Annotated in this window: 20 protein-coding genes; 6 read left to right on the top strand and 14 right to left on the bottom strand. The window is 42.4% G+C overall.

The genetic code is table 11. The features are described 5' to 3' along the window. Positions 1-62: 62 nt before the first annotated feature. The 3 genes from IEY40_RS06280 to IEY40_RS06270 form a co-directional block, all read right to left on the bottom strand. The gene (locus IEY40_RS06280; RefSeq protein ID WP_011636565.1) at positions 63-254 is read right to left on the bottom strand and encodes a ribbon-helix-helix protein; all 192 of its coding nucleotides are present in this window, start codon (positions 252-254) and stop codon (positions 63-65) included. A gap of 120 nt (positions 255-374) precedes the next feature. After that, a complete protein-coding gene (locus tag IEY40_RS06275; RefSeq protein WP_188954370.1) occupies positions 375-1718 on the bottom strand; it encodes a leucine-rich repeat-containing protein kinase family protein in 1344 nt (447 codons plus the stop codon). 230 nt (positions 1719-1948) lie between these two features. Then, a complete protein-coding gene (locus tag IEY40_RS06270; RefSeq protein ID WP_188954368.1) occupies positions 1949-2992 on the bottom strand; it encodes an alkene reductase in 1044 nt (347 codons plus the stop codon). Positions 2993-3137: 145 nt separating this feature from the next. On the opposite strand from IEY40_RS06270, the gene IEY40_RS06265 reads away from it, so the two are divergent. Beyond that, positions 3138-3722 (top strand): TetR/AcrR family transcriptional regulator, encoded by a 585-nt coding sequence (locus tag IEY40_RS06265; protein ID WP_188954365.1) that lies wholly within the window; start codon positions 3138-3140, stop codon positions 3720-3722. Between the two features lie 87 nt (positions 3723-3809). Here the strand turns inward: IEY40_RS06265 and IEY40_RS06260 are convergent, their stop codons facing one another. After that, complete coding sequence (locus IEY40_RS06260) at positions 3810-4058, bottom strand: TIGR02922 family protein (protein WP_188954363.1); 249 nt, start codon at positions 4056-4058, stop codon at positions 3810-3812. 675 nt (positions 4059-4733) lie between these two features. Between IEY40_RS06260 and IEY40_RS06255 the strand changes: the two genes are divergently transcribed. Beyond that, the gene (locus tag IEY40_RS06255) at positions 4734-5459 is read left to right on the top strand and encodes a YebC/PmpR family DNA-binding transcriptional regulator (RefSeq protein WP_188954361.1); all 726 of its coding nucleotides are present in this window, start codon (positions 4734-4736) and stop codon (positions 5457-5459) included. Between the two features lie 279 nt (positions 5460-5738). Here the strand turns inward: IEY40_RS06255 and hpf are convergent, their stop codons facing one another. Next, complete coding sequence (gene hpf / locus IEY40_RS06250) at positions 5739-6095, bottom strand: ribosome hibernation-promoting factor, HPF/YfiA family (protein WP_188923838.1); 357 nt, start codon at positions 6093-6095, stop codon at positions 5739-5741. A gap of 417 nt (positions 6096-6512) precedes the next feature. On the opposite strand from hpf, the gene IEY40_RS06245 reads away from it, so the two are divergent. After that, the gene (locus tag IEY40_RS06245) at positions 6513-7163 is read left to right on the top strand and encodes a DsbA family oxidoreductase (RefSeq protein ID WP_188954359.1); all 651 of its coding nucleotides are present in this window, start codon (positions 6513-6515) and stop codon (positions 7161-7163) included. 196 nt (positions 7164-7359) lie between these two features. Continuing rightward, the gene (locus IEY40_RS06240; protein WP_188954357.1) at positions 7360-7800 is read left to right on the top strand and encodes an OsmC family protein; all 441 of its coding nucleotides are present in this window, start codon (positions 7360-7362) and stop codon (positions 7798-7800) included. A 123-nt stretch (positions 7801-7923) separates the two neighbouring features. Here the strand turns inward: IEY40_RS06240 and IEY40_RS06235 are convergent, their stop codons facing one another. From IEY40_RS06235 to IEY40_RS06220, 4 genes are all read right to left on the bottom strand, one after another. Then, a complete protein-coding gene (locus tag IEY40_RS06235; protein WP_188954355.1) occupies positions 7924-11208 on the bottom strand; it encodes a S41 family peptidase in 3285 nt (1094 codons plus the stop codon). Positions 11209-11368: 160 nt separating this feature from the next. After that, positions 11369-12217, bottom strand: a complete 849-nt coding sequence (locus IEY40_RS06230) for a hypothetical protein (protein WP_188954353.1) — start codon at positions 12215-12217, stop codon at positions 11369-11371. Continuing rightward, complete coding sequence (locus IEY40_RS06225) at positions 12214-12759, bottom strand: sigma-70 family RNA polymerase sigma factor (protein ID WP_188954599.1); 546 nt, start codon at positions 12757-12759, stop codon at positions 12214-12216. Before IEY40_RS06225 ends, IEY40_RS06230 begins: the two co-directional genes overlap by 4 nt. A gap of 106 nt (positions 12760-12865) precedes the next feature. Continuing rightward, positions 12866-14665 (bottom strand): vWA domain-containing protein, encoded by a 1800-nt coding sequence (locus IEY40_RS06220; RefSeq protein WP_428848140.1) that lies wholly within the window; start codon positions 14663-14665, stop codon positions 12866-12868. Positions 14666-14969: 304 nt separating this feature from the next. On the opposite strand from IEY40_RS06220, the gene purE reads away from it, so the two are divergent. Together purE and purK are read left to right on the top strand one after the other, a co-directional pair. Beyond that, positions 14970-15461, top strand: a complete 492-nt coding sequence (purE, locus tag IEY40_RS06215) for a 5-(carboxyamino)imidazole ribonucleotide mutase (protein ID WP_188954351.1) — start codon at positions 14970-14972, stop codon at positions 15459-15461. Further along, entirely contained in the window at positions 15461-16543 is a 1083-nt protein-coding gene (purK, locus tag IEY40_RS06210) for a 5-(carboxyamino)imidazole ribonucleotide synthase (protein WP_188954349.1), read from the top strand. The genes purE and purK overlap by 1 nt, the downstream gene beginning before the upstream one ends. 81 nt (positions 16544-16624) lie before the next feature. Here purK and IEY40_RS06205 read toward each other — a convergent pair whose 3' ends face one another. The 5 genes from IEY40_RS06205 to IEY40_RS06185 form a co-directional block, all read right to left on the bottom strand. Beyond that, positions 16625-17227, bottom strand: coding sequence for a transglycosylase SLT domain-containing protein (locus IEY40_RS06205; protein WP_160053709.1), 603 nt, complete (start codon positions 17225-17227; stop codon positions 16625-16627). A gap of 119 nt (positions 17228-17346) precedes the next feature. After that, positions 17347-17793, bottom strand: coding sequence for a hypothetical protein (locus tag IEY40_RS06200; RefSeq protein ID WP_188954347.1), 447 nt, complete (start codon positions 17791-17793; stop codon positions 17347-17349). 2 nt (positions 17794-17795) lie between these two features. After that, positions 17796-19421, bottom strand: coding sequence for a glutamate--cysteine ligase (gene gshA, locus IEY40_RS06195; protein WP_188954345.1), 1626 nt, complete (start codon positions 19419-19421; stop codon positions 17796-17798). A 347-nt stretch (positions 19422-19768) separates the two neighbouring features. Next, positions 19769-22624, bottom strand: coding sequence for a M16 family metallopeptidase (locus IEY40_RS06190; protein ID WP_283107955.1), 2856 nt, complete (start codon positions 22622-22624; stop codon positions 19769-19771). A gap of 82 nt (positions 22625-22706) precedes the next feature. Further along, complete coding sequence (locus IEY40_RS06185; protein ID WP_188954343.1) at positions 22707-23126, bottom strand: YqaA family protein; 420 nt, start codon at positions 23124-23126, stop codon at positions 22707-22709. Between the last annotated feature and the right edge of the window lie 64 nt (positions 23127-23190).

The following is a 23190-nucleotide window of genomic DNA, read 5'->3' as shown; positions in this document are numbered from 1 at the left end:
TCACGACGTCATCAATCACACTCATTAAGCCATCGTCAATACATTAACGTCTTTATGACATACTAGCTCTTAACTTGTGGATTAGGTCTGCTTTGATTATCGCCAAAGCTAACGTCATGTTTTTCAAGGTATTCACGAATAAGTTGACGAGTAACTTGAGAGGGCGTGAGATCTTGTGCGGCGCATAATTGTTCGAATGCCTGCTTTTTTAGCGGGTCCATTAATACAGTAAAACGTGCAGTTTTGTTTTCCACAATGGTTAGCCTTTAACGATAACATGATAATTTGATTATAATTCAGTGTGTCGTTAAAGGCTATAATTTAGCAAGGATATTACGCTAATCCAGCTCGATAGCAGAACACCATAACGTGCATTACATGCTAGCTAATTGCTGGTGAATCCTCTTAAAGTTAGGTCTGGAAGCGATGTTAGTTTGCATACATTCTTGTGCCAGTTGGATTAACCTCAATGTTTGAACGCTTTGTGTATTATCGACGGGATTAAGCTCAATGAGATTAAGCATATCGTCAAGTAAACAACCAAATGCCCTTACTTCTATCGCCTGCATTAACTGCTGGTACTCTGGGGTAAATTTATTAAGGTTAGACGCTGCGCCAAAATCACCAAATAACACATTATCTTGTGGATTTATCATGATGTTGTGTGCATAAATATCGCCATGACTAATGCCATTTTGATGTAAATGAGCCAACGTATCGGCCATTTGAGAACCTATTTTAACAATACGCTGCCAAGTAAAACTGGTATGCACTTCAAATGTATCTCGGCTACAGGTTTGCAACGATGGTGGCAACCCCAAATTTGCGTAGCTTGGCGGGATAAGCTGCATCACTAAACCTAATTGATCTGGCTGATTAATTTGTGCCAACACATTAATTAAATTAGGGTGCTCACCTGCGGTTAAGCAGCAATCTAATTCATCGGCAGGATAACCATCGCTGGTGATCATGCCCTTAAATAACTTTATCGCCACATCATCTTGGGCGATAGCGGCTAAAGCACTCGCTGATGTCTTAGGCGAGGTGTGTAACCTAGCTTGATAGATTAACCCTGATGCCCCCTGCCCTAATAATTTTCCTAAGCTACATTGGCTTAACTCAATAGTTGGAACACGGGTATTATCGCAATGTTCAACGTGGCTAAAACGATTGCCTGAAAATGCTAACCACGCCAGCTTTGGTAAGGTAAATAACCACTGTGGTAATTCGTTAAGCTGATTGGCAGACAAACGAATTAAGGCTAACTGATGACAGTTGGCCATACTGCTCGGCAGTGAGGTTAGGCGATTACCTGCTAACGCTAGTTTTTCAAGTCGATGACATTGGCCTAAACTTTCTGGCAATTGCTCAATGTGATTGTCGGTTAAAATTAACCAGCGGGTTTGTTTGGGAATCGATGCTTCTGATACGGTCCGAATTTGGTTAGCTTTAAAGCCAATCATGTCTAAATTAGAGCATTGGCCAAGTACATCAGGCAGGTGGTCAAAAAGATTATTCGACAAAAATAAGATTTTTAACTGATGTAAATCGGCAAAATTATCAGGTAACGATGTTAACTGGTTGTCAGTTAAATCGAGCACTTCGAGCGTGTCTGCTAACTCAAATAGTTTGCCGGGAAACTCTGTTAACCCTTGTGCTATTTTGACTCGTTTAGCACCCAATAGCAGGCCATCGTTTAGTTGTTGTAATGTTTGCATGACGTGACTCTTTACCAAAATTGTCGACATAGTAATAGACAGAACTAACAGAGACAAATTTAAGGCAAAAAAAAGACCACAGCCAAAAGCTGTGGTCAAGACGGATGCTAAAATACACAAATTGGGGTTGATTATTTAGCGCCACCTCAAGCCTCAAAGAGACCCGAAGTAGATTCCTACAAAATACGCTTATCTAATCCTAAGGGACTAGCCACGTAAACAACAAAAACTTAAATTAATTCAGTCAACATAGTATCTGCATAAGGCACAAGTTCGACGCCATCACGCACTTTTGCCACGTAATCAGGGTTGGCAATAAACGGGCGACCAATTGCTAACAAATCAAACTTATTATCGCTAATCGCGGCACTGCCAGTTTCAGCAGTGTAACTGCCTACGCCGACTAACGTACCCGAGTAAACACTGCGTAAGTAGGCAGAAATGCGGCCACCTAAGTAATCAAACTCCATTGAGTCGTCAAAAATACCACCATGTAAAAACGCTAAATTACGTTTAGCTAACTCAGGTAATAAATAGTCAAATACATCACGGTCGCGTGCATCGCCAGCCATGTTGAAATATGCACCTGGCGATACGCGAAGCGCTGTACGGTCTGCGCCAATGCGAGCAATAACGGCATCAACCACTTCTAACGCAAAACGTGACATGTTTTCAGGTGTTTGACCGTACTCATCTTCACGGCGGTTATTGTCGTGATGTAAAAACTGGTCTATTAGATACCCATTAGCGCCATGAATTTCTACGCCATCAAAACCTGCATCAATAGCGTTTGCAGCGGCTTGAGCATAATCAATCACCAGCTGTTTAATGTCTTCTAAGGTTGCTGCTTTTGGTGTTTGGTATACCAATTCGCGCATTCTAGGCACAGTGCCTTCAACAGCCTGTGCAGATGCAGACAATACATCCCCACCACCAAAAAAATGTGGATGAGCGACACGACCGGTGTGCCATAACTGAGCAAATATTTTGCCACCATTTTTATGCACTGCATCAGTCACTACACGCCACCCCTCTATTTGAGCTGGGGTAAATAAACCTGGGGTATTTGGATAACCTTGGCCGTCTGGACGAATGATCGTTGCTTCGCTGATGATTAATCCAGCCTCTGCGCGGCGAGCATAGTAATCAGCAATCTGCTGTGTCGGCACTAAGTCATCATCCGCCATACAACGCGTTAATGGTGCCATTAAAATCTTGTTTGATAATGTTAGGGTGTCATTGAGCTTGTAAGGTGTAAATAAACTGGCCGTCATGGGACGATCTCCTTTCTTGAATATGCATTCAAGAATATTCTTAATTGAACATACATTCAAGTATTTTTTGAATAGTCGATCAAATTTAGTTAGACTCAAGACATATGAGTTATCACGCTTTGTTATAGACCAAAAGTGGCTGAACATGAGACATGCTGAATTTGATAAAGAAAAAGTGTTACGCGCTGCGATGTGTACCTTTATGCTCAATGGATACGCTAAAACAAGCATGCAGGATCTCACCAAAGCAACTGGATTACATCCAGGGTCAATTTATTGCGCATTTGATAATAAAAAAGGTTTATTTATTGCGGCTATTGAGCAATATCAACAAGACCGCAACGAGCAGTTTCAACAACTTTTTACCAATGAGCGTTCTGCCATAGACAACCTCGGTGATTACCTAGGATTAATTGTCAAAGAGGGGCTGAGCTGTGATGCTACTCAATCGTGTTTACTGACTAAATCGTTAAGCGAAATGGGCGATCAAGATGAGCAAATTAAACAAATAACCTGTAATTTTTTAAAATCTTGGCATCAAGCTTTAGCACAAGTTTTTGATAAAGCTAAACAGCAGCAACTCATCTCGCAACATAGCGACAGTGAGTTTTTAGCGCAATATTTGGTCATGGGGATTTACGGTTTACGTACAATTGCCAACACTCAACCTTATCTAGAAGTATTACTACCTCTCGCTGACAAGCTATTACGGGATTTGGTTAACGACTAAAATGATGTTTTGAAATTGCAAATGGATTGATAGTGACAAAAAAAGACACTCTCGTGTCTTTTTTATGCTTAGGATGACTCTGTTAGATTAGCCAACTGTACGCTGCGAATACACACGTTCGCCTAATGCGTTCAATATTGTGCATTCCCCTTCTAGTACCGCAATAATTGATTTACCGCGTCTAAACGATTCAGGGATCATCACTCGACCCGTTTTGCTAACCTCGAGATCAGTTAACACAGCGTTATACATTTCAAGGCCAGCAGGTGCTTCGTAAAACAGCACGGTTACTGTTGCGCTTGATACTTGACCTGCATCTGAAGATTCAGATTTCATATTAGGACTCTCATTTCTAGCATACTTAGTAAGTGTAGAAATGATATTGATACTTGTAAAATACCAACATCAACTCAGAATAAATGGCGATGATCTCAGATGAAAAACCCATGAGCATTATCGCAGAGAAGTCCTTTCTCTTATAATATTATCTTGTAGGTAATCGATACCATGTAGTTAAATTGTATTATCGATTGGCCTCACTTGATACATAAACTTAACACATCTGATGTGTAAATAATGGTATTTCGAACAAACTCACACTCTTTGCTGCTGCCCTAATAATGATATTTATCGTATTATCAATCCTATATACCCAATCAACTTGAAGATACGTGTTTCAGAGCTTCACCGTGTTTTCAATACTAGGCGCGTTATTGCAGTAATTTAGGCACCTTATAAATTAGCGCAACAACGAAGTGGGAACACGGTGAAACTCCCAAGGGGCAAGTTTTACACGCGTTTATGCTGCGTTATTGATTTTGGAAAGGGGACAACTATTACCCCAATCAATGCCTTGCCTAAACGCGTGTAAATTCTTGCTGAAATCGAGCATCTTCAGGTTGTTTGGGTATATTATACAAAATTTAGAACCTGCACCTAAACAGCATCACATATTCCTGCTAGAATCGATGACAATTTTTAGCCTTAAACATTTATTAAAACGAGATTAAGATGGGCAGAGCATATCAAAATAAAAAAGAGTCCATGGCGAAAACCGCTGGCCAAAAGACACGAATTTACTCACGTTACGGCAAAGAGATTTACATTTGTGCTAAAGGCGGTGTTGACCCTGATGGTAACCTAGCATTACGTAGCTTGATTACCCGCGCAAAGAAAGACCAAGTACCAGCACACGTAATTGAACGCGCCATTGAAAAAGCACGCGGCGGCGGTGGTGAAGATTATGATACTGCCCGTTACGAAGGTTTTGGCCCTGGTGGCTGTATGGTAATTGTTGACTGCTTAACCGACAACGGTAACCGCACCTTTACCCAGGTTCGTCAGGCCTTTGTTAAAAACGATGCCAAATTAGGTAGCCCTGGTACTGTTGGCCATATGTTCGAGCATCAAGCTGTATTTGTGTTTGAAGGCGAAGACGATGAAGCAATTCTTGAGTTGCTTATGATGGCTGACGTAGATGTGACCGACGTTGAGCTAGAAGATGGCATTATCAGCGTATTTGCGCCAGTGTCAGAGTTTAACAATGTACGCACAGCCTTAACAGAAGCCTTTCCTGAGATTGACTTTAAGGTAGAGAACTTAGCATTTGTGCCACAAACGATGACAGAATTAACTGGCGAAGATGTTGAAAACTTTGAAAAGTTCTTAGCTGCTCTTGATGATTGTGATGACGTACAAAACGTTTACCATAATGCAGAGTTTAGCGACGAAGAATAATTCATTTAGCTGTTAAAGCGCTCTTTTAAGGGTGCTTTACAGCTTAACGCGACAACCTCGATCACCTCTACAATTTACACATCAAATACTCTCCACACATCTAAAAAACATCTCCTTTGCAGTAAAAGCTTAATATTCTCGATACGATTTTCTATATTGTGATAAGAAATTTAGCCCTTCGAATAAACGCTCTTTTCTGCCTGTACTTTAATTGTTAAACAATAAAAAACGCAGCCAGTAAGCTGCGTTTTTTGGGGAATAAACCAAGTTAATCAAAGACTAACGTAGGTCCATCTCTTGTACTTTTTCGTAAGCGATTTCAGGCGCCGTTACATCCGGCTTTTCATGTAAATCTGCTTTAAGTTGGCCTTTACGGTGTTTCAGTGCAGCATCTAATTTTTTAGCCGCGCTAGTGATGGCTGGATACATTACTGCGTTGTTACCTTTTGCAGCAATTCGAGTTCCTTCATAGTTGGTGCGAATTTCTACATCATATTCACCATGCTCTTTAGCGATGATGATATCTAGCGAAATAAGAGTTGGGAAATGGCTAGCTATTTTAGCGAATTTTTCTTCTACGTGTTGTTTGACAGTATCAGTAACATCAACATGGTGACCAGAAAGATTTATTTTCATAGATTGTCCTTAACAGAATTTTACTTGCCAAATATATCGCGTGGTACAAATGCATGCTGACATAAATAACTTCGTTGTACAAATGCATGCTTACATTATTAGACATGGGGCATGTGGGTTGAATCACAAGTGGTTAACTTGAACGTGTGACATATGCATCAACATCAATATTGTTAAAACCAACTCGCATGGGCTATATCAAATAGACCTAACCCCTACATTGATTAAACATCAGATTACTGTTTAAGTATAGACACATTTTTAGCCCTATTGGTTGCAACTTTTGTGTTGTTTATACAAATGGTGATAAACCAATCAATTTACCGCTAAAAGCAGTTAATTTATAAACAAATATAGCAATTTTATTTTTTTAGGTTTAGCTAAATTAAGCCGAATTAATCATTAATAGGAACCACAATGGCAACAAAATCACTCCAAATTGACATTATTTCAGACGTAATGTGTCCATGGTGCATTGTTGGATATCGCCGTCTTGAGCAAGCATTGAGTCAATTTGAAGACATCGATGTCTCATTGCAATGGCACCCATTTGAACTAAATCCAGCAATGGGGCCAGACGGTCAACATTTAGGCGAACATATTGCAGAAAAATACGGTTCAACACCGGAGCAAAGTGCACAAAATAGACAACGACTCACTCAAATGGGTGCTGATTTAGGTTTTGAGTTTAACTTTTCAGACTCATCGCGTATTTATAACACCCTACTGGCCCACCAGCTTTTGTATTGGGCTGCTGAGTCTGGCAAACAAACTGAGTTAAAACTGGCACTGTTTACTAGCTACTTTACCGAGCAGAAAAACCCAGATGATATTGAAGTACTCATTGAAGCTGCCATTAAGGTCGGTTTAGATGCCGTTGAAGCACGTGCAGTGCTCACGGATAAACGCTTTGAAACAGCGGTAAAAGAGGAAGAGCAATTGTGGATTAGTCGCGGTATTCAGGCCGTCCCTGCAATTGTGTTTAATCAGCAATATTTAATCTCTGGCGCGCAAGAGCCCGCAACAATTGCAGAGTTAATTACTAAGCTCACCACAGATGAAGAATAATCTAGCCAAGATAACTTAAACCGAATAAGAAGCAGAAGATTGACCGCGTTTTTTTCGATCTGCTTCATAGACTTTCACACGTAATTGGTGTTGAATCTAGCATAATAAGTTATCGTTTTACTCACCTCTACTCTGGCAGTAAACGGTACATTGAGTCGTGATAAATACCACTATAAAAGTGGTTTTGGAGTACAAAATGGGCTTTAAAACAACGGTAAATTGGCAATCGTCACCCAGCGAAGAAGGTGAGTTTAATCGCGACCATGAGGTTAAGTTTGGTACTGGGCAAACGATTCAAGCGTCATCAGCACCAGAATATAAAGGCAATGCTGATAAAGTGAATCCTGAGGAAAGCTTATTAGCGGCGTTGTCGTCGTGCCACATGCTGACTTTTTTAGCGATTGCCCATTTAAAGCGACTGCCCGTATTGAGCTATGTTGACCATGCAACTGCCGATTTAGGCAAAAATGAAGCGGGTAAAGTGGCGGTAGTAAAAATGACCCTTGAACCCACTGTGACCTTTGCAGAAGGCATTGAAGTAGACCAAGAAACCTTAGACAAAATACATGAGAAGGCGCACGCTAATTGCTTCATTGCTAATTCGATTGCTTGTGAAGTTGAGATTGTAAGCCAGTAATCTACAGTGTTATTTTGAGTTTAAGTTAGCTCGCAACCTCCATAATAACGCTATAAATTTAACCCTTTCAAATCGAATTTGAAAGGGTTAAATTTTATTGCCTGTTTATCGCTAACAATATACCTATTTGGCTTTTATATCGTTCGCTTTACCTGTTTTTGGCATAGGTAAACCTTGTAGTGGTGCAATAGGTTGCTGCACTAACTCATCCTTTAAGTAGCTGATTGCGGCCTCAAGCTGCGCATCTTTACCACTAAACGTCGCATAAGGTAGGTTATCAACTTCAATGTCTGGCTCGACCCCATGCCCTTCAACAATCCAGCGACCATCAATTGCATACTGTGGATATTCAGCCACACGAGCCATGCCATTGTCGGTGACAGAGTTTCGCCCCGATAACCACACACCCGCGCCTGCGGTTTGTTTACCGATAATTGGCGCAATATTAAGAGCACGAATACCTGCAGAGAATGTCTCACCATCTGAATACGTCATTTGGTCGACCAGTACCACTAAATGGCCTCTAAACGTTTGTTGCATGTTGGCATTGGTGCTGCCATGTGTTGGCTGCCAAAATGCCCATGCTCGGCGAAGGAGCTTCTCAATAATCCAACTGTCGATATTGCCGCCACGATTACGGCGTACATCTATGATTAAACCATCTTTATCATAGTTGGTGTAAAACTCACGGGCAAAGCTTTCTACATCGCCTGAGCCCATGGCATATAAATGTAAGTAACCAATATTGCCTTTAGAGGCTTTGGCCACTTTGGCGCCATTGTGCTCTACCCAATCAAGATAACGTAACTTGGCATCCGTCGCGCTATCGTGTGGAGTGACCACGGTATTAATCGTGGTTTTACCACGTTGTAGCCCTAATAAAACCTGCTTATTGCCTTGGTTACGCAGCAGCTGAGTAACATCGGCAATAGAAGCAATATTTTTACCATTAATGGCGCGGATCACGTCGCCTTCTTGGGCATCGACTTCAATACGAGCAAGTGGTGATGCTGATAACGGCAATTCACTGTCGGTTTGATAAATATGGCTAATTACCACACCTTTATCGGTTTGCGTTAGACGGGCGCCTAACGCTGCGGCTTTGGCAGCATCTTTATCTTGAGCAATGTCGCCACCACGCACTTGCGAGTGCAATGAGTTAAGTTCACCCATCATTTGCATAAAGATATCATTAAGCTCGTTACGGTCGGTGAGCCTGTCAACGAGTGGCTGATACTTAGCTTTTGTTGCTTGCCAATCTAGGCCGCGCATTTTCGGATCAAAAAACGAGTCGCGATGCATAAGCCAAGCATCTTCAAAAATTTGTTGCCATTCTTGTTGCGGTGAAATGCTTAACTGCCATTGATCGGTACTGACTTTAGCCTTTGACACATCAGTCGGTAACTTATCGCCTGCATCAACAATCATGATGTTTTTTGGATCAGATTTTTTACGCAGCATGAGTTTACTGCCATCTTTTGCCAATGCATATTGGCCAACGTCGTCGCTAAAGGTCTCTACTTTTGGCTGTTGCGCATCAAACTTAACCAGCTTTAGCTCGCTGTTATCTTGGTTTGCATCAAGCAAATACAGCTTGTCTTTGGTAGCCGCTAAACTGCTGTAGTTGCCAGCATCGACTGGCACTTGCCATAAACGTTGATTTAATCCATCCCAATCTACTTTAGTTTTAGCGGGACTATCTTGATCTGTTTTATCGGCTTTTTTCGCACCATTGTTAACGGTAAGTTCGGTTGGTTTAGCAAAAGGGAACGTCGCTTTAGCATCTAACGCTATAGCAAAGATTTGGGTGCGTTTGTCAAAAATAGGCCCCATATTTCGGTCGCCCCAAGGCGAACCTGGATTGGCTTTAAACTCGCGGTTAGACAAGAAATATAACCATTTCCCGTCATGGCTAAAGCTGGGTGAAAACGACTCGTATTTGTCTGTGGTTAAGGTTTGTGCTTTAGACTCATTAATAGAATACAGCACAATTTGTGGCCGTTGTTTACCGATCTCAGATTTGGTTAGTGCGATAAATTGGCTGTCGCCAGACCATTTAATGTCTTGATAAGGACCAAGGCCTTCACCATTTTCGATGATTTTTTGATTGTTGTTACGAGTTAAATCCAGTAACCACACATTACCCATGTAATCGTCGTGCACTAAATAGCGGCCATTTGGCGATAACGATAAACTAGTGCGTAAGGTGTTGCCGTCTTTAGTCAGTTGTTTTGCCCCTGCTGAACCGTCTGCTGGGTATTGCCAAATTTCTTGTTCGCCTGAAGTATCGCTAATGCCATACACCCATTTGCCGTCATCACTTAATAATGCATCACGGACGCGACTGTTTGCTGGTGAGTCAATTTGCACCAAACGGCGACCGTCGTTGCTGGCTACCGCTACATGGCTACGAGCCGTAATCACCACGTTGTCACCTTGATGCCCAAATACGGTCGAAGTCGCGTAATCCATTGGGTCATTTACCCATTGTTCACGGCGGTGAGCAAAGTCACTGGTGAGTTCGATGTTAAGCGTACTCTCGGCCATGTCGGCTAAATTAAGCAGCTTAATGTCAGCACCTTGTTGAAACACAATGCGGCCATTATCGAGTTGGGCATCTCGTACTTGCCAGTCGCTGTATTGAGTGTGTTGCTTGATGTCTTTGCCATCAATACTCATTGACCAAATATTATCGTTACCCGATTGGTCGCTGACAAAATAAACCCGTTGTTGCCATACCATTGGCTGCTTGACAGAGCCTTCATGAGCCGTGGTTAATGGTTGTGCTTCTTGCTTACTGCCTATCTTGTAACGCCAAATTTCGCCTTTTGCGCCACCACGATACACTTTGGCATTGTCGCCACTCACTTGCAGGCCAAACTGAGTAAAATACACATACTCGCCTTTGTCATCAATGGCACCTTCAACGGCATCGGCTAATGGCAAATCGGTTAACGTTAATGTTTGTGGATTAACGGTTTTAAGCACCCAAAAGTTTGCTGGACCAAAAGCATTGTCGGTAGAATATAAAACCTCGCCAGTAGCGGTCCAACCTTGCAGACGCACTCGACTGTTTTCAAAACTCACGCGTTTAGCTACGCCGCCGGCAATTGGCATCACATACACTTCGCTTGCGCCTTCATAATTTGCAGTATAAGCCACCCATTTGCCATCTTTAGAAATAGTGGCATCGAGCTCTTCTGCAGGCAAACTGGTTAAGCGACTGGCTTTGGTTTGATTAAGCTGCGTGGTCCACAAGTCGCCCTCTGCGGTAAAGACTACCGTTTGATCATGTAGCGCTGGCGCGCGGTAGTAACCTTGATTTGAGGCGTTGGCGAATATCATTGATGAACAGGCGAATGTACCTAAAGCTAACATGCAATGTGTTACAGAGCGGCGAAGTTTCATGGCGAAGTATTTCCTTTATTCTGTCTAAGGCCTTTTTAACTATCTTTTCACATTATCAGACTTAAGCCATTTATTGCAGCACAAAAATGTAACCAAAAACGGCTAAGCAATGATTGCTTAGCCGTTGGTATTTTATCGTCTTGGTATTCGGGTATTATGCTTACTGTGAAGTCAGTTGCAGTACAATCTTATGGTATTGATCATACAGTGGATGCGACGGGTCTGATAGTTCAGGGAAGCGTTGATCGACGGTGATCATATAACGCTCTGCCTGCATCATTTTATTGTCGGCCACTAACACTTTTAAGCGGTCTAAGGCGGCATCTGCAGTATCTAACTCAATGTCACCTTTTAACGACCCATTAAATGATTGTTTCACTTGTTGCACCTCTTTGGCATGGCGACTAGATTGCAGTTCTAGTGCTTTCTTTTGTGCTTGTGCTTTGATGTTAGCGGGCGCAGCACTCATTAACGTAGACGATTTGTCTGCCATTTGAGGTTCAACAGATCCATTGCTATCTGACTGATTACTATCAGACACTTCACTAATTACATCACGATTAATGCGTTCGTTATTCATTGGCGCTGAACTCATCGACAATCCCTGTACCGCAATCGATTCTGCTGCTGTAGCATCTTCAACAGGTGTCTCGAAGACTTGAGGGGAATCTGTTGTCGATTTAAGTTGCTTAAATGATGCAGGCGGTTCAGATAAGTTTTGCTCTAGATCTGTGCCAAGGTGCTTTTGCAAACTTGGAGATAATATAAATAATCCCGCCACCAGCAATACCGATGCAGCGCTTGATAACCCCCATGCATTGCGTTGCCAGATTGATTTTTTAGCTAAACTGGCAGTTTGGGTGACATACACACCTGAACGCGCTCTGGCTAGTATGGCTTCATCGAGTTCTGCGGAGGGTTGCTCTAATGGTTGTTGATGATATGTATCATTTATTTCGGTTTGTAATGCAGTGAACTCTGCATCATGATCTTGTGGCTTATTCATCATGTTGTCTCCTGCAATTGATTAGAAATACATTGCTTAATACTTTGATAAGCATAGCGAATACGACTTTTAGTTGCCTCTAAAGTCACATTAGCAATGTCGCTAATCATCGCGGCGGTCATGCCCATTTCGATATTGAGTAAAAACGCTTCTTTTTGCATTGCAGGTAACTTGGCAATGCACCCTTTCATCATATCGGCTTGTTGCTGTTGCTCAATTTGCGGTTCGGGCGAAGCTTGAGCATCTGCTTGAAGGCTGTCCATCGTTGCATCTTCGCCCAATGGGACCACCTTATCGAGGGGCTTAACAGCCCGCACATGGTCAATCAGTAAATTGTGAGCAATTTTATACAGCCAAGTTGTAAATTTAGCACTGACTTGATATTGCGATGATGCATTAATGACTTTACCCCAGGTGTCTTGATACAAATCTTCAGCTAATTGCTGGTCATGTAATTGACGAACAAAATAACGATACAAAGGGCCTTTGTGTTTGCGATATAGCACCTCAAATGCACTAATATCGCCCGCCTGGTAGTCGAGCATCAGTTGCTCATCACTACCGGCTTGAGGCACTAAAATATCATCCTTGGGCAGCGCATCTTTTGACTGTGCATCTTTTGACTGTATGAGTGTTGGCACCATTTTATCCTTAGTATGGGTTAGTTTGCTTAACTGCCAATGCAGTTTGCTCAGACAATACTTTGGCCGTTTTCAATAACTGTACAAACTCATGACGATAACCAAAATTATCTTGGCCCATTGCAGATTCGGCAAGTGCAATTAACTTAGCATAATCAGTATCGTGGACATAATGATTATGGTTAAGTAATTGGCCAAATCCGGCGACTGCGGCTGCAAAGCGCAAGTCTTCACTAGCGTGTTGTAACTGACTTAATTGTTGTTGCTTACTAATTGGATATGTTAATAATTGGCTTGCTTGGCCGCCAATGGCTTTATAACGTAACTTGAGAAAAGCCACTTCATCGCTTACCACATGCTTATTGCCATCAACCGCTGCTGATACTTGATAACGCAGTGGATCAACGAGCTTATTGTGGCTGTCGTTATAGCGTAATTCGTATAATGCTGTAACAGTGTGGCCGGCTCCAATTTCGCCAGCGTCGACAGCATCATTGTTAAAGTCACTGCGGTTAAGTAAACGGTTTTCGTAACCGATTAAACGATATTCTGATACCAATGCAGGATTAAATTCTATTTGCACTTTGACATCGTGAGCAATAGTTAACAATGTTACACTTAGCTGATCAACCAACACTTTGCGAGCTTCATTTAAGGTATCGATATAGGCATATTGACCATTGGCTTTATTCGATAACTGCTCCAGTAAATGGTCGTTATAACCGCCATTACCAGAACCTAAACCGAAACCTAGCGTCGATAACCCAATCCCATTGTTACTGTGAATCGCCACATAATCCACCAACTGTTGGTGGTCGGTCATGCCTAGATTAAAATCGCCATCGGTGGCTAAAATAACGCGATTACTGCCGTTTTTAATAAAATGTTTTTGCGCTAATTGATACGCCAGTTGTATCCCTTGGCTACCATTGGTGCCACCTTGAGCCGTTAACTGATTAAGCGCATGGCTGATGGCCGTAAAGTCATTACCGGAAACGCCATCTAACACAACGCCACTGGCACCGGCGTAAACAACAATCGAAACCTTATCTTGTGCTGACAGTTGCTGGCTTAGCATTAATAATGCTTGTTTTAATAATGGTAGTTTATCATTCGATGACATTGAGCCAGACACATCTAACAACAAAACAAGATTACTGGCACCGCGTTGTTCGGCGGCAATATCAAAACCTTTAATACCAATGCGTAATAAATGCGCATCTTGATTGTAGGGCGATGGGGCTAACTCTGTGGTGACATTAAAAGGTGCATCGGCATCGGTTGGCACGGGATAGTTGTAGCTAAAATAATTGATCAGCTCCTCTACTCTCACACTGTCTTTTGCCGGTAATTGGCCTTGATTAATCATTCTGCGGGTGGTGCTGTAACTGCCTGTATCGACATCGATTGAAAACGTTGAAACCGGTGTTTCCGCGGCAACTATATTGCCGTTTTGCATCACAGTGGCAAATTTATCATTATTAATCGTTGCAGAGCTGAGACGATTACCATTGTGCATTGGCATTGCACTGGCCATAACCTTGGCTTCACTCAATTGTTGATGCTGTTTAACCAGCCTATGAGCTTGTCCCTGTACAGAAATCATCATTTCAGCTTGTTGCGGTTTTAGCTGATAATCGCTCACTGGTAAGTCTTTTTTGGCGGTTATCGATCCAGGATCGCTCACTGTAGAGCGAGTCTGATCTTCCTTAGGTACATGGCTTGACTCTTTTGCGCAGCCGCCAATAAGGATGCCACTGATTAATAATGCCAAAATACTTCGGTTAAGTACGTGCTTATCATTCATCATCATTGTGTCCTTTTTATCATTTGTGATTAATAGTGTGAGGTGCCATTACTCACTATTAACGAGAACAAATTAAAAAAGGGTTATTGAGATGACATTTTTAGCGACTTAAATGCCACAAAACAGTTTTCGTATTTAGAAACTGAGTGTTAGCCTCAAGAAACACTGAAGTGCAGCCAATAGCGCACGGCTTATGCTATTATCTAGCCCCTTTTTTATCGCCTTAATATTGAGGTTAATCGCTCAGGTTATTTACCCAGTGAATTAACAAAATATACTAATAGAATAAGTACATTAAGGAGTTAACATGCAAGCCCTAGTTGCTGTTGTAATGGGTTCGAAAAGTGATTGGCCGACAATGGAAGCCGCCGCTGAAATAATGGATAAGCTTCAAGTGCCTTATCATGTTGAAGTTGTTTCAGCTCACCGAACACCTGACAAGCTAATGGAATTTGCAAGTTCTGCTGCAGATAAAGGCTATAAAGTCATTATTGGTGGCGCAGGCGGAGCAGCCCATTTGCCAGGCATGATCGCCTCTAAAACTCGCTTACCTGTATTGGGTGTGCCAGTGCAAAGCAAGGCGTTATCAGGCATGGACAGCTTATTGTCTATTGTTCAAATGCCCAAAGGGATTGCCGTTGGTACCTTAGCCATCGGTACAGCTGGCGCATTTAACGCAGGCTTACTTGCCAGCCAAATACTCGCTATTACCGACGCTGATTTAGCCGCGCGTTTAGACGCTTTTCGCGATGAGCAGACTCGCTCTATTCTTGATAATCCCGATCCGAGAGAAGACTAATGACATTGCCAAAAAATCTTTGGGTATTAGGCGATGGTCAATTAGGCGCTATGCTCAGCCATGCTGGGCAGCCACTGGGCATTAATGTACGTCCAGTTGATATTATGACCCCGTCTGATGTGCAATTACCGCTATTGGCTGACGACATTATTACCGCTGAACGTGAGCAGTGGCCAGAGTCACAGCTCAGCCTGCAATTAAGTCAGCATGCGCATTTTATTAATGGCCCTGTGTTTGGCCGTTTAGCTGATCGTTTTACTCAAAAAAGTCTACTAGATGAACTGTCGGTAGCAACCTCACCATGGCAATTAGTCGATGATAATACCAGTACCGAAGCACTTCACAGCGCTTATGGTGAACGAGTATTGTTAAAGCGTCGCACTGGCGGTTATGACGGTAAAGGTCAACATTGGTTAAAACAGAACGAAGCAACCACTATTCCTGATGATTGGCGCAATGAAGCCATTGCTGAGCAAGCAATTAACTTTGATGAAGAAGTGTCTTTAGTTGGCGTGCGTACCCAAGATGGCCGTTGTTTGTTTTATCCACTAACACTCAACTTACATCAAGACGGTATTTTAATGGCGTCTATTGCACCATTAAGCCGTTTAGCTACGTTGCAAGCAGAAGCTGAAACCATGTTAAGCAAGGTTATGAATGGCCTTAATTATGTTGGCGTAATGGCAATGGAGTGTTTTAGAGTTGGGGAACACTTAATGGTTAATGAGCTTGCTCCAAGAGTACACAACTCAGGCCATTGGACTCAGGCTGGTTGTCACATTAACCAGTTTGAATTACATTTGCGCGCGCTGTGTAATCTACCGCTGCATCAGCCCCAGGTAAATTTTCAATGTGTGATGGTGAACTTAATTGGCGTTGATAAAGACGACCGTTGGCTAAGCCTACCTAATGCAGAGTTATTTTGGTACAACAAAGAAGTACGAGTTGGCCGTAAAGTAGGCCACTTAAACTTATCTGTACACAATAAAACTATGTTAGAAGACAGCATTAACCAACTAAAAATCTGGATGCCACAGCAATATCAAGCACCATTAGATTGGATTTTGGCTGAGTTTGCTTAAACCATCTTGATTAACAAAAAAGGAGCCTAGGCTCCTTTTTTGTTATGACTGACTTAATCGCGCTCAAGTAGGTTGTTGGTATTACCACCACCAAGATGAATCTAAATCGTCTTTGCATTGCCCATATTGGGCAGCGTAACGCCTGGCGCGTTGGTCGACTTTGTTGGCGACAGGGATCAACCACTTTTTCGCTTTGTAAGAGCCACGTTTATAACCGCCCCAACCTTCGTGATAATTTAAATATTGATTTTTAGCATCCCATTTAGACACGCCATTAACTTTGTTGGTTTTATAGATATACCAGCCCATAAAATCCATCGCATCGTCAAAATCACTGCGACTTGACCAACTGTTGCCGGTTTCTCTTACGTAGTCATCCCAGGTCATATTTTTAGCCTGAGCATAACCATAGGCATCACTCGCTCGACCGGTTGGAATGAATCCTAAAAAGTATTCCATTGGCGGTGCTGCATTGTGTCTAAAACCACTTTCTTGATACATCATAGCGAGTGGAACATGTACTGGCACGCCCCACTTTTCTCGGGTATCAACTGCGGCATCATACCAAGAGCTGTGTTCTTTAAAGATGGAACAAATGTTGTCTGGTTCTTGCGGAGGAGAGGTGGCACAACCCGATAGTTGTAGTAATACAACTGAGCTAATAATAGCTAAAAAACGCTTCATAACACCTCTATTTGCACTTAATGAACAGCTCACGCTAGCGAAATGATATCCAAGGTAAAAATCTAAGCCTATGATCATCCTGTGACTTTTACATCAATAAATCATTAATGCAATTCGGACTAACGCTTCATTTCACACTCATGTGATTCTGTTTGCCAGACAATTGGCTGCCAATAACCTTGATTTGCACCAATATAAATTCGGTCGGTATTGAACTGAGCGGCAATGTGATAGCGTTGATCCGCACTCACATCAATGCTGAGCACTTTCACTTTGCGTGCAGCTAATGACACTTTGAGTTCTGGTGCGTTAATAAGTTCAGCCACAGTAAACTCATGTTTACCGACAGAAAGTGGGTAGTTGGGTCTGGATATTACCGGCACACCGTCGAGATGGGTAACCACTACTCGATAAAGCTGGGCACTGTTGTCAGGCGCTATGTAGCTCGACACTGTGCCGCAGGCGGCGATGTCATCTGGCGACGATGCACATCCTTGCAATATCACTATCGATAAGCATAATGCAAAGGGTGATACTAAGCGGCGCCAAGATAACGTTTTCTGCATGTTTACTTAGCCTCAAAAGTGCCCTCTGGCACCACATCTTTAAAATACTGCTTTAAAAACTCACTAAAGGTATCTTGCGGTTGCTCTTCAATGTGTTGCTGTTCAACTAACGATGCTTTGGCCTCGTCTATATAACTCTTTTCGGTCGCTTCACTTAACGGGTAATGCGTTAAAAACTCATGATAGTCTTCGGCAAGTTGCTTCACCCATACGCTGTGATCTGTGCCTTTTACTACCACTTCATTCATCACTCGGCCCGATAAAGTTTTATCTGGGTCGTCAATAGCTTCTTTCCATGTGCTCAACGCGGTTTGATAGGCATGGCTATCATCGCCATCTAGTAATACCGCTAGAGTAGATAATTGAGCAAACAATTCATGCATCCACGTCTTTAAGCCTATAGCTTGACCATTACGTTGTAACATTAGCCCTGGCTTGCGCCCTTCTAATACCACCGCTTTTAAGTTAGCTGCGATTTCTGCTTCGCCGACATCATCAGTATCTTCAGAAGGTGACAATAAACAGTATAATAAAAATAAGTCGAGGAAGCGCACTTGTGTGGCATCGATACCGACTGGACTAAACGGGTTAACATCTAGTGCGCGCACTTCGATGTATTCAACCCCTGCACGAGCCAATGCTTGCGAAGGCTTTTCGCCTTTTTTGGTCACACGTTTTGCACGAATTGGCGCATAAAATTCGTTTTCGATTTGCAAAATATTACTGTTTAGTTGACGAAACTCACCATCAACGTTAACACCAATTTGGGCAAACTTTTTCGATGGCATCTTAATCGCGGCGCCAACACCCTCGAGATATTCTGGTAAAGAGTTATAGCTGATGTTAAGCGTGTCTTGCTCTTTGTTTGTATAACCTAAATCACTCATACGCAACGAGGTTGCATATGGCAAATATAATGTCCCTTTTCCTGTTTTTTCAAACTCAAAGTCGACATCTTGATCTTTAATAAACGAACTACACAGCGCAGGCGATGAACCAAATAAATACGGCAACACCCACACCAGGCGGCGGTAATTACGGATCATTCCAAAATAAGACTCTGAAACAAAATCATCAAAAGTGATGCTTTTACTGCAACACGCGGCGCCATTACCGTTAGCAATCTTGTCGTCATACAAACGTTGCCATAAGTCATTTGATACCGAAAAGTTGAAATGCACTCCTGCAATAATTTGCATTAGTGCACCATAACGGTGAGTTAATCCTTTACGGTATAAGGTTTTCATCTTGCCGGTATTTGAAGTGCCATAACGCGCAACCGGAATAGTAGATACGTCACCGACAAAACAAGGCATGCTTACAGGCCATAATTTTTGACCATTAAGATTACGCACGCTGTATGCATGTGTTTGGGTTAAGCCTTCAAGTAAATCATCGATACTTTTGCTAACTGGAGTAATAAATTCAAGTAATGCTTCACTATAATCTGTGGTGATCCGCGAGTTGGTTAATGCCGAACCAAGCCCTTGTGGGTGTTCGTCTTGAGCTAAGTGACCGTTTTCATCAATACGCAATGCTTCACGCTCAATACCACGTAACATGCCCAATAATGCCTCTCGGCCTTGAGTGTCGCTTAAGTGTTCGACTTTTTCATTGAAAGACTTCAATTTATTACTCTCTTTTATGGATTCGCATTGCGAGTAAACAGCTAGACCTGATAATAAAGGATATTGTTACTAAATTCGCAAAAAATGTATCTCTACGTGAGCTAGGCATCGTGCTAACTACGCTAAATAAAATAAAAACGGCAACACACTGCGGTTACCGTTAATAAGGCCTAAGCCGTTCAAATTATTTAATGACCGACGTTGATGAGCTAATACGAACGATAGTTATTAGTTTGGTCAATGACATTAAAAAAAGCCAGCAAGCATAGCCACTGGCTTAATAATATGAGGTTAACACTGGCGTGTTTCAAGTGCCAGTGTTAACTCGGAGCGTATCAAGTGTGTAACTAGTCAGCAAGTGTTAGTGTTTCAACCTGATATCCCAGTGAACGTAAACTCGGCTCTACGCTGGCTTTATCGCCGACAATTAGCATAATCATATCTTCAATATTCAATAACTTACTCGCAAGTTGGTTTAACTCTTTTGTCGAGGTAGTGTTGACGATTTCATCTTGCTTTTGGGTAAAGTTTTTATCGAGCTGATAACGTTGAATCATCCGCAAAAATCCCGCTTTTTGATACGGTGTTTCGTATTCAAGTGCCTGGCTTTGTGCAATAGAGCTGCGCATAAAGTTTAACTCATCGTCAGTCATGCCATTTGCTTGATATGCTTTGATCTCGTTGACAAACTCGACTAACGCATTGGCTGTAACATCACTACGCACACTGGCATAAGCCATAAACTCACCCGAATCCTCGGCGCCATTAAACTGGGTTCTTGCGCCGTAGGTGTAGCCTTTGTCTTCACGCAAGTTCAAGTTAATCCGGCTATTAAAAGCACCACCTAATGGATAATTCATTAGGTAAGCCTTAAAGTAATCGCCTGTTGCATCGTAGATTAATGATGTTTTGCCAATGGTAATGACCGATTGTGCAGCACCTGGTTTATCGATTAAATAAATGGTGTTTTTTGGGTGCACAGGAACAGCAGGTAACGTAGCCACTTTTGTTGCATCACCTTGCCATTGTGAAAATACTGACAGTTTAGGCAATACTTGCTGTTGGTTTAAATCTGACACCACGACCATTTGCGCATTACCTGCACGATATTGCTGCTGATAATACTGCTTTACATCATCCAAAGTTATTGCCGATAACGATGTTAACGTACCGTTACTGCTAATACCCATTGGGCTTTGACGACCGTAAAGTAACGCATTAAATCCACTACTGGCAACATAGTTGGGATCTGATAACTGATGTTGTAAGCCTTGTATTGCTTGCTGCTTTACACGGTCAAAATCTGCTTGTAAAAAACCTGGGCTAAATAAACGCTCTTCAACCAATGCTAAGGTTGCATCTAGATTTTCAGTTAAGCTAGACACTTTTATGTAGCTTTGTTCACGACTCGCACCAAAGCTAATGGTTGAGCCTAGCATGTCTAATGCACCGGCAAGCTCTTCGCTGCTGCGCTTAAGGCTTGACTCATTTAACATTGAAGCGGTTAAATCTGCCACTCCAGCTTTGTCGAGCGTGGCTAAGCGATGGCCTCCGTTTAGGTAAACTAATAGCTCTACCGTTGGAGTTTCATTACTTTCGGTCCCCATCACATTAATGCCATTTTCAAGTTTGGCTTGCCAAAGTTGTGGCACGGTAAGTGAAGGCGCAGCCGAAGATGTTGGCATGTTATTGCGGTCAAAAGATGACTTAGCAAATGCGGTGTCTGTTAATCCCGTTACCGCATCTTGTGCAATCGGCAACACCGGCGGCTCAAAGTTATCAGCATGAGCAATTAATTGCGTTTGCCCTTCTGGCACTATGCTCATGACCACCATAGGTTTGTTTTTGATGTAAGTCTTAAACACTCGCATGACATCAGCTTTAGTCACATTCGCATATCGAGCCAAATCAGAGGCAACCATATCAGGTTGGCCAAAAAAAGTTTGGTTGGCAGCTAATGTCGACACTTTACCTTGCACGCTTTGCATGCCAAAAATGGTATCCGCTTCAAATTGTACTTTGACTTTTTGTAAATCGTCATCGGTAACGCCACGTTGTTCAAACTCAGCAATCGTTTGGTTAACCTTGGTTTCAATATCAGCGAGATTTCCGCCTTTAGCTGGGTTAGCAACAGCATACAAGGACAACTGGCATGCAAGCTCTTGGCAAGGATGGCTGACACCTGCTTGTACAGCAAAACCTTCTTTAACTAAATTTTTATAAATCAACGAGGTTTTACCGCCTCCTAAGATATTGGCCAACAAGTCGAGCGCGGCTTCATCTGGATGTTGGGCATACACGGTTGGAAAACCAATATAAAGTAACGGTAAATGGACTTTATCTTCCATTGAAATATAACGAGTTTTATCTAATGTCACTGACGTTTTTTCGTCTGGTTTGACTTCAGGTCCGCGCGGGATCTCACCAAAGTATTGGTTAATCCAGGCTAAGGTTTGCGCTTCATCAAAGTCACCGCCAATCGTCAATGTGGCATTGTTAGGCCCATACCAACGCTGGAAGAAATGCTTAACATCGTTTGCTGTAGCACGATCTAAATCTTCTGGCCAACCAATAACAGGCCAAGAATAGGGATGACCCGCGGGATAAAGCGCTTGGTTGAAGCGTTCATTTAAACGGCCATAAGGGCGGTTATCGATGCGTTGGGCACGTTCGTTCTTAACGGTTTCGCGTTGTACTTCAAATTTTTTGTCGGTTAATGCGGGCAATAAAAAACCCATACGGTCTGACTCTAGCCAGAGCATTTTTTCGAGTTGATTACTCGGCACAGTTTCAAAATAGTTAGTGCGGTCAGTATTGGTGGTGCCGTTAAGTGTGCCACCAGACTCAGTCACTACTTTGAAATGCTGCTCGTCTGCAACATGCTCAGAGCCTTGGAACATCATGTGTTCAAATAAATGGGCAAATCCACTGCGACCAGCAAGTTCACGGGCTGAACCTACATGATAAGTCACGTCAACATGCACTAAAGGGTCTGACTTGTCTTGATGCAAAATCACTGTTAAGCCATTCGCAAGTTGGTACTTTTTATAGGGGATACTGACTTGATTTTCTGTCTGGGTAACGGCTTCAATTAAGCTGACACCTTGAGGTAATGATAATGTTTGTTGTCCGTCATATGCGCAACCTGCAAGAGCAGCACTGATGGCACTAGCCAATAACCATTTTTTTAAATGTAATTTCAAAATCGAGTCCTTCCTTTTAGCAAAGCGTCTAACGCACAACGGACTTGTTATGCATTAGCCTATTAATTCGATAATTATATTGTCATACCGACATAAAGATGAAAACAATCACACTGTAACGTAATATTTTTCCAATAAATATCAGTAATGTTGATGCCATCAGCGGCCACTTTAACCAGCCCGCGAGAACACATAACACATCACCTATAATTGGTAACCAGGATAGTAGCAAAGCCCAAATACCGTAACGCTCAACCCACATTAAGGCGGTCTGATGAGACTTGCTATGAAGGTCTTGCGGATTTTTAGCCAATCGGCCAACACGTCCTAAGCCATAACTGGTTATGGCTCCTAAGGTATTGCCTAACGTTGCCACCACTAACAACTCTGGCCACATTACTGGCACATCATTGAGTAATGCCACCAGCAACACTTCGGAGCCGCCCGGTAATAAGGTGGCTGCTAAAAAAGCACCTGAGAACATTATCCACAAACTTGTCATGATTTATATTATTGTCTCGTACAAAGAGGTTATGAGTTAGCGAGCCATATTTTCGACCCACAAA

Source organism: Shewanella ulleungensis (assembly GCF_014648315.1).
GTDB classification, from domain to species: domain Bacteria; phylum Pseudomonadota; class Gammaproteobacteria; order Enterobacterales; family Shewanellaceae; genus Shewanella; species Shewanella ulleungensis.
Note: the sequence above shows the minus strand (reverse complement) of the source record. Positions and strands in the feature narration are given on the sequence as shown.

Coding starts and splice junctions, on each gene's coding strand:
- IEY40_RS06200 (WP_188954347.1), bottom strand. CDS start 17,793: ATGCAGAAAACGTTATCTTGGCGCCGCTTAGTATCACCCTTTGCATTA.
- purK (WP_188954349.1), top strand. CDS start 15,461: ATGACATTGCCAAAAAATCTTTGGGTATTAGGCGATGGTCAATTAGGC.
- IEY40_RS06240 (WP_188954357.1), top strand. CDS start 7,360: ATGGGCTTTAAAACAACGGTAAATTGGCAATCGTCACCCAGCGAAGAA.
- IEY40_RS06245 (WP_188954359.1), top strand. CDS start 6,513: ATGGCAACAAAATCACTCCAAATTGACATTATTTCAGACGTAATGTGT.
- IEY40_RS06255 (WP_188954361.1), top strand. CDS start 4,734: ATGGGCAGAGCATATCAAAATAAAAAAGAGTCCATGGCGAAAACCGCT.
- IEY40_RS06185 (WP_188954343.1), bottom strand. CDS start 23,126: ATGACAAGTTTGTGGATAATGTTCTCAGGTGCTTTTTTAGCAGCCACC.
- IEY40_RS06205 (WP_160053709.1), bottom strand. CDS start 17,227: ATGAAGCGTTTTTTAGCTATTATTAGCTCAGTTGTATTACTACAACTA.
- IEY40_RS06225 (WP_188954599.1), bottom strand. CDS start 12,759: ATGCTCGACTACCAGGCGGGCGATATTAGTGCATTTGAGGTGCTATAT.
- IEY40_RS06230 (WP_188954353.1), bottom strand. CDS start 12,217: ATGATGAATAAGCCACAAGATCATGATGCAGAGTTCACTGCATTACAA.
- IEY40_RS06265 (WP_188954365.1), top strand. CDS start 3,138: ATGAGACATGCTGAATTTGATAAAGAAAAAGTGTTACGCGCTGCGATG.
- IEY40_RS06260 (WP_188954363.1), bottom strand. CDS start 4,058: ATGAAATCTGAATCTTCAGATGCAGGTCAAGTATCAAGCGCAACAGTA.
- IEY40_RS06235 (WP_188954355.1), bottom strand. CDS start 11,208: ATGAAACTTCGCCGCTCTGTAACACATTGCATGTTAGCTTTAGGTACA.
- hpf (WP_188923838.1), bottom strand. CDS start 6,095: ATGAAAATAAATCTTTCTGGTCACCATGTTGATGTTACTGATACTGTC.
- IEY40_RS06270 (WP_188954368.1), bottom strand. CDS start 2,992: ATGACGGCCAGTTTATTTACACCTTACAAGCTCAATGACACCCTAACA.
- IEY40_RS06275 (WP_188954370.1), bottom strand. CDS start 1,718: ATGCAAACATTACAACAACTAAACGATGGCCTGCTATTGGGTGCTAAA.
- IEY40_RS06220 (WP_428848140.1), bottom strand. CDS start 14,665: ATGATGAATGATAAGCACGTACTTAACCGAAGTATTTTGGCATTATTA.
- purE (WP_188954351.1), top strand. CDS start 14,970: ATGCAAGCCCTAGTTGCTGTTGTAATGGGTTCGAAAAGTGATTGGCCG.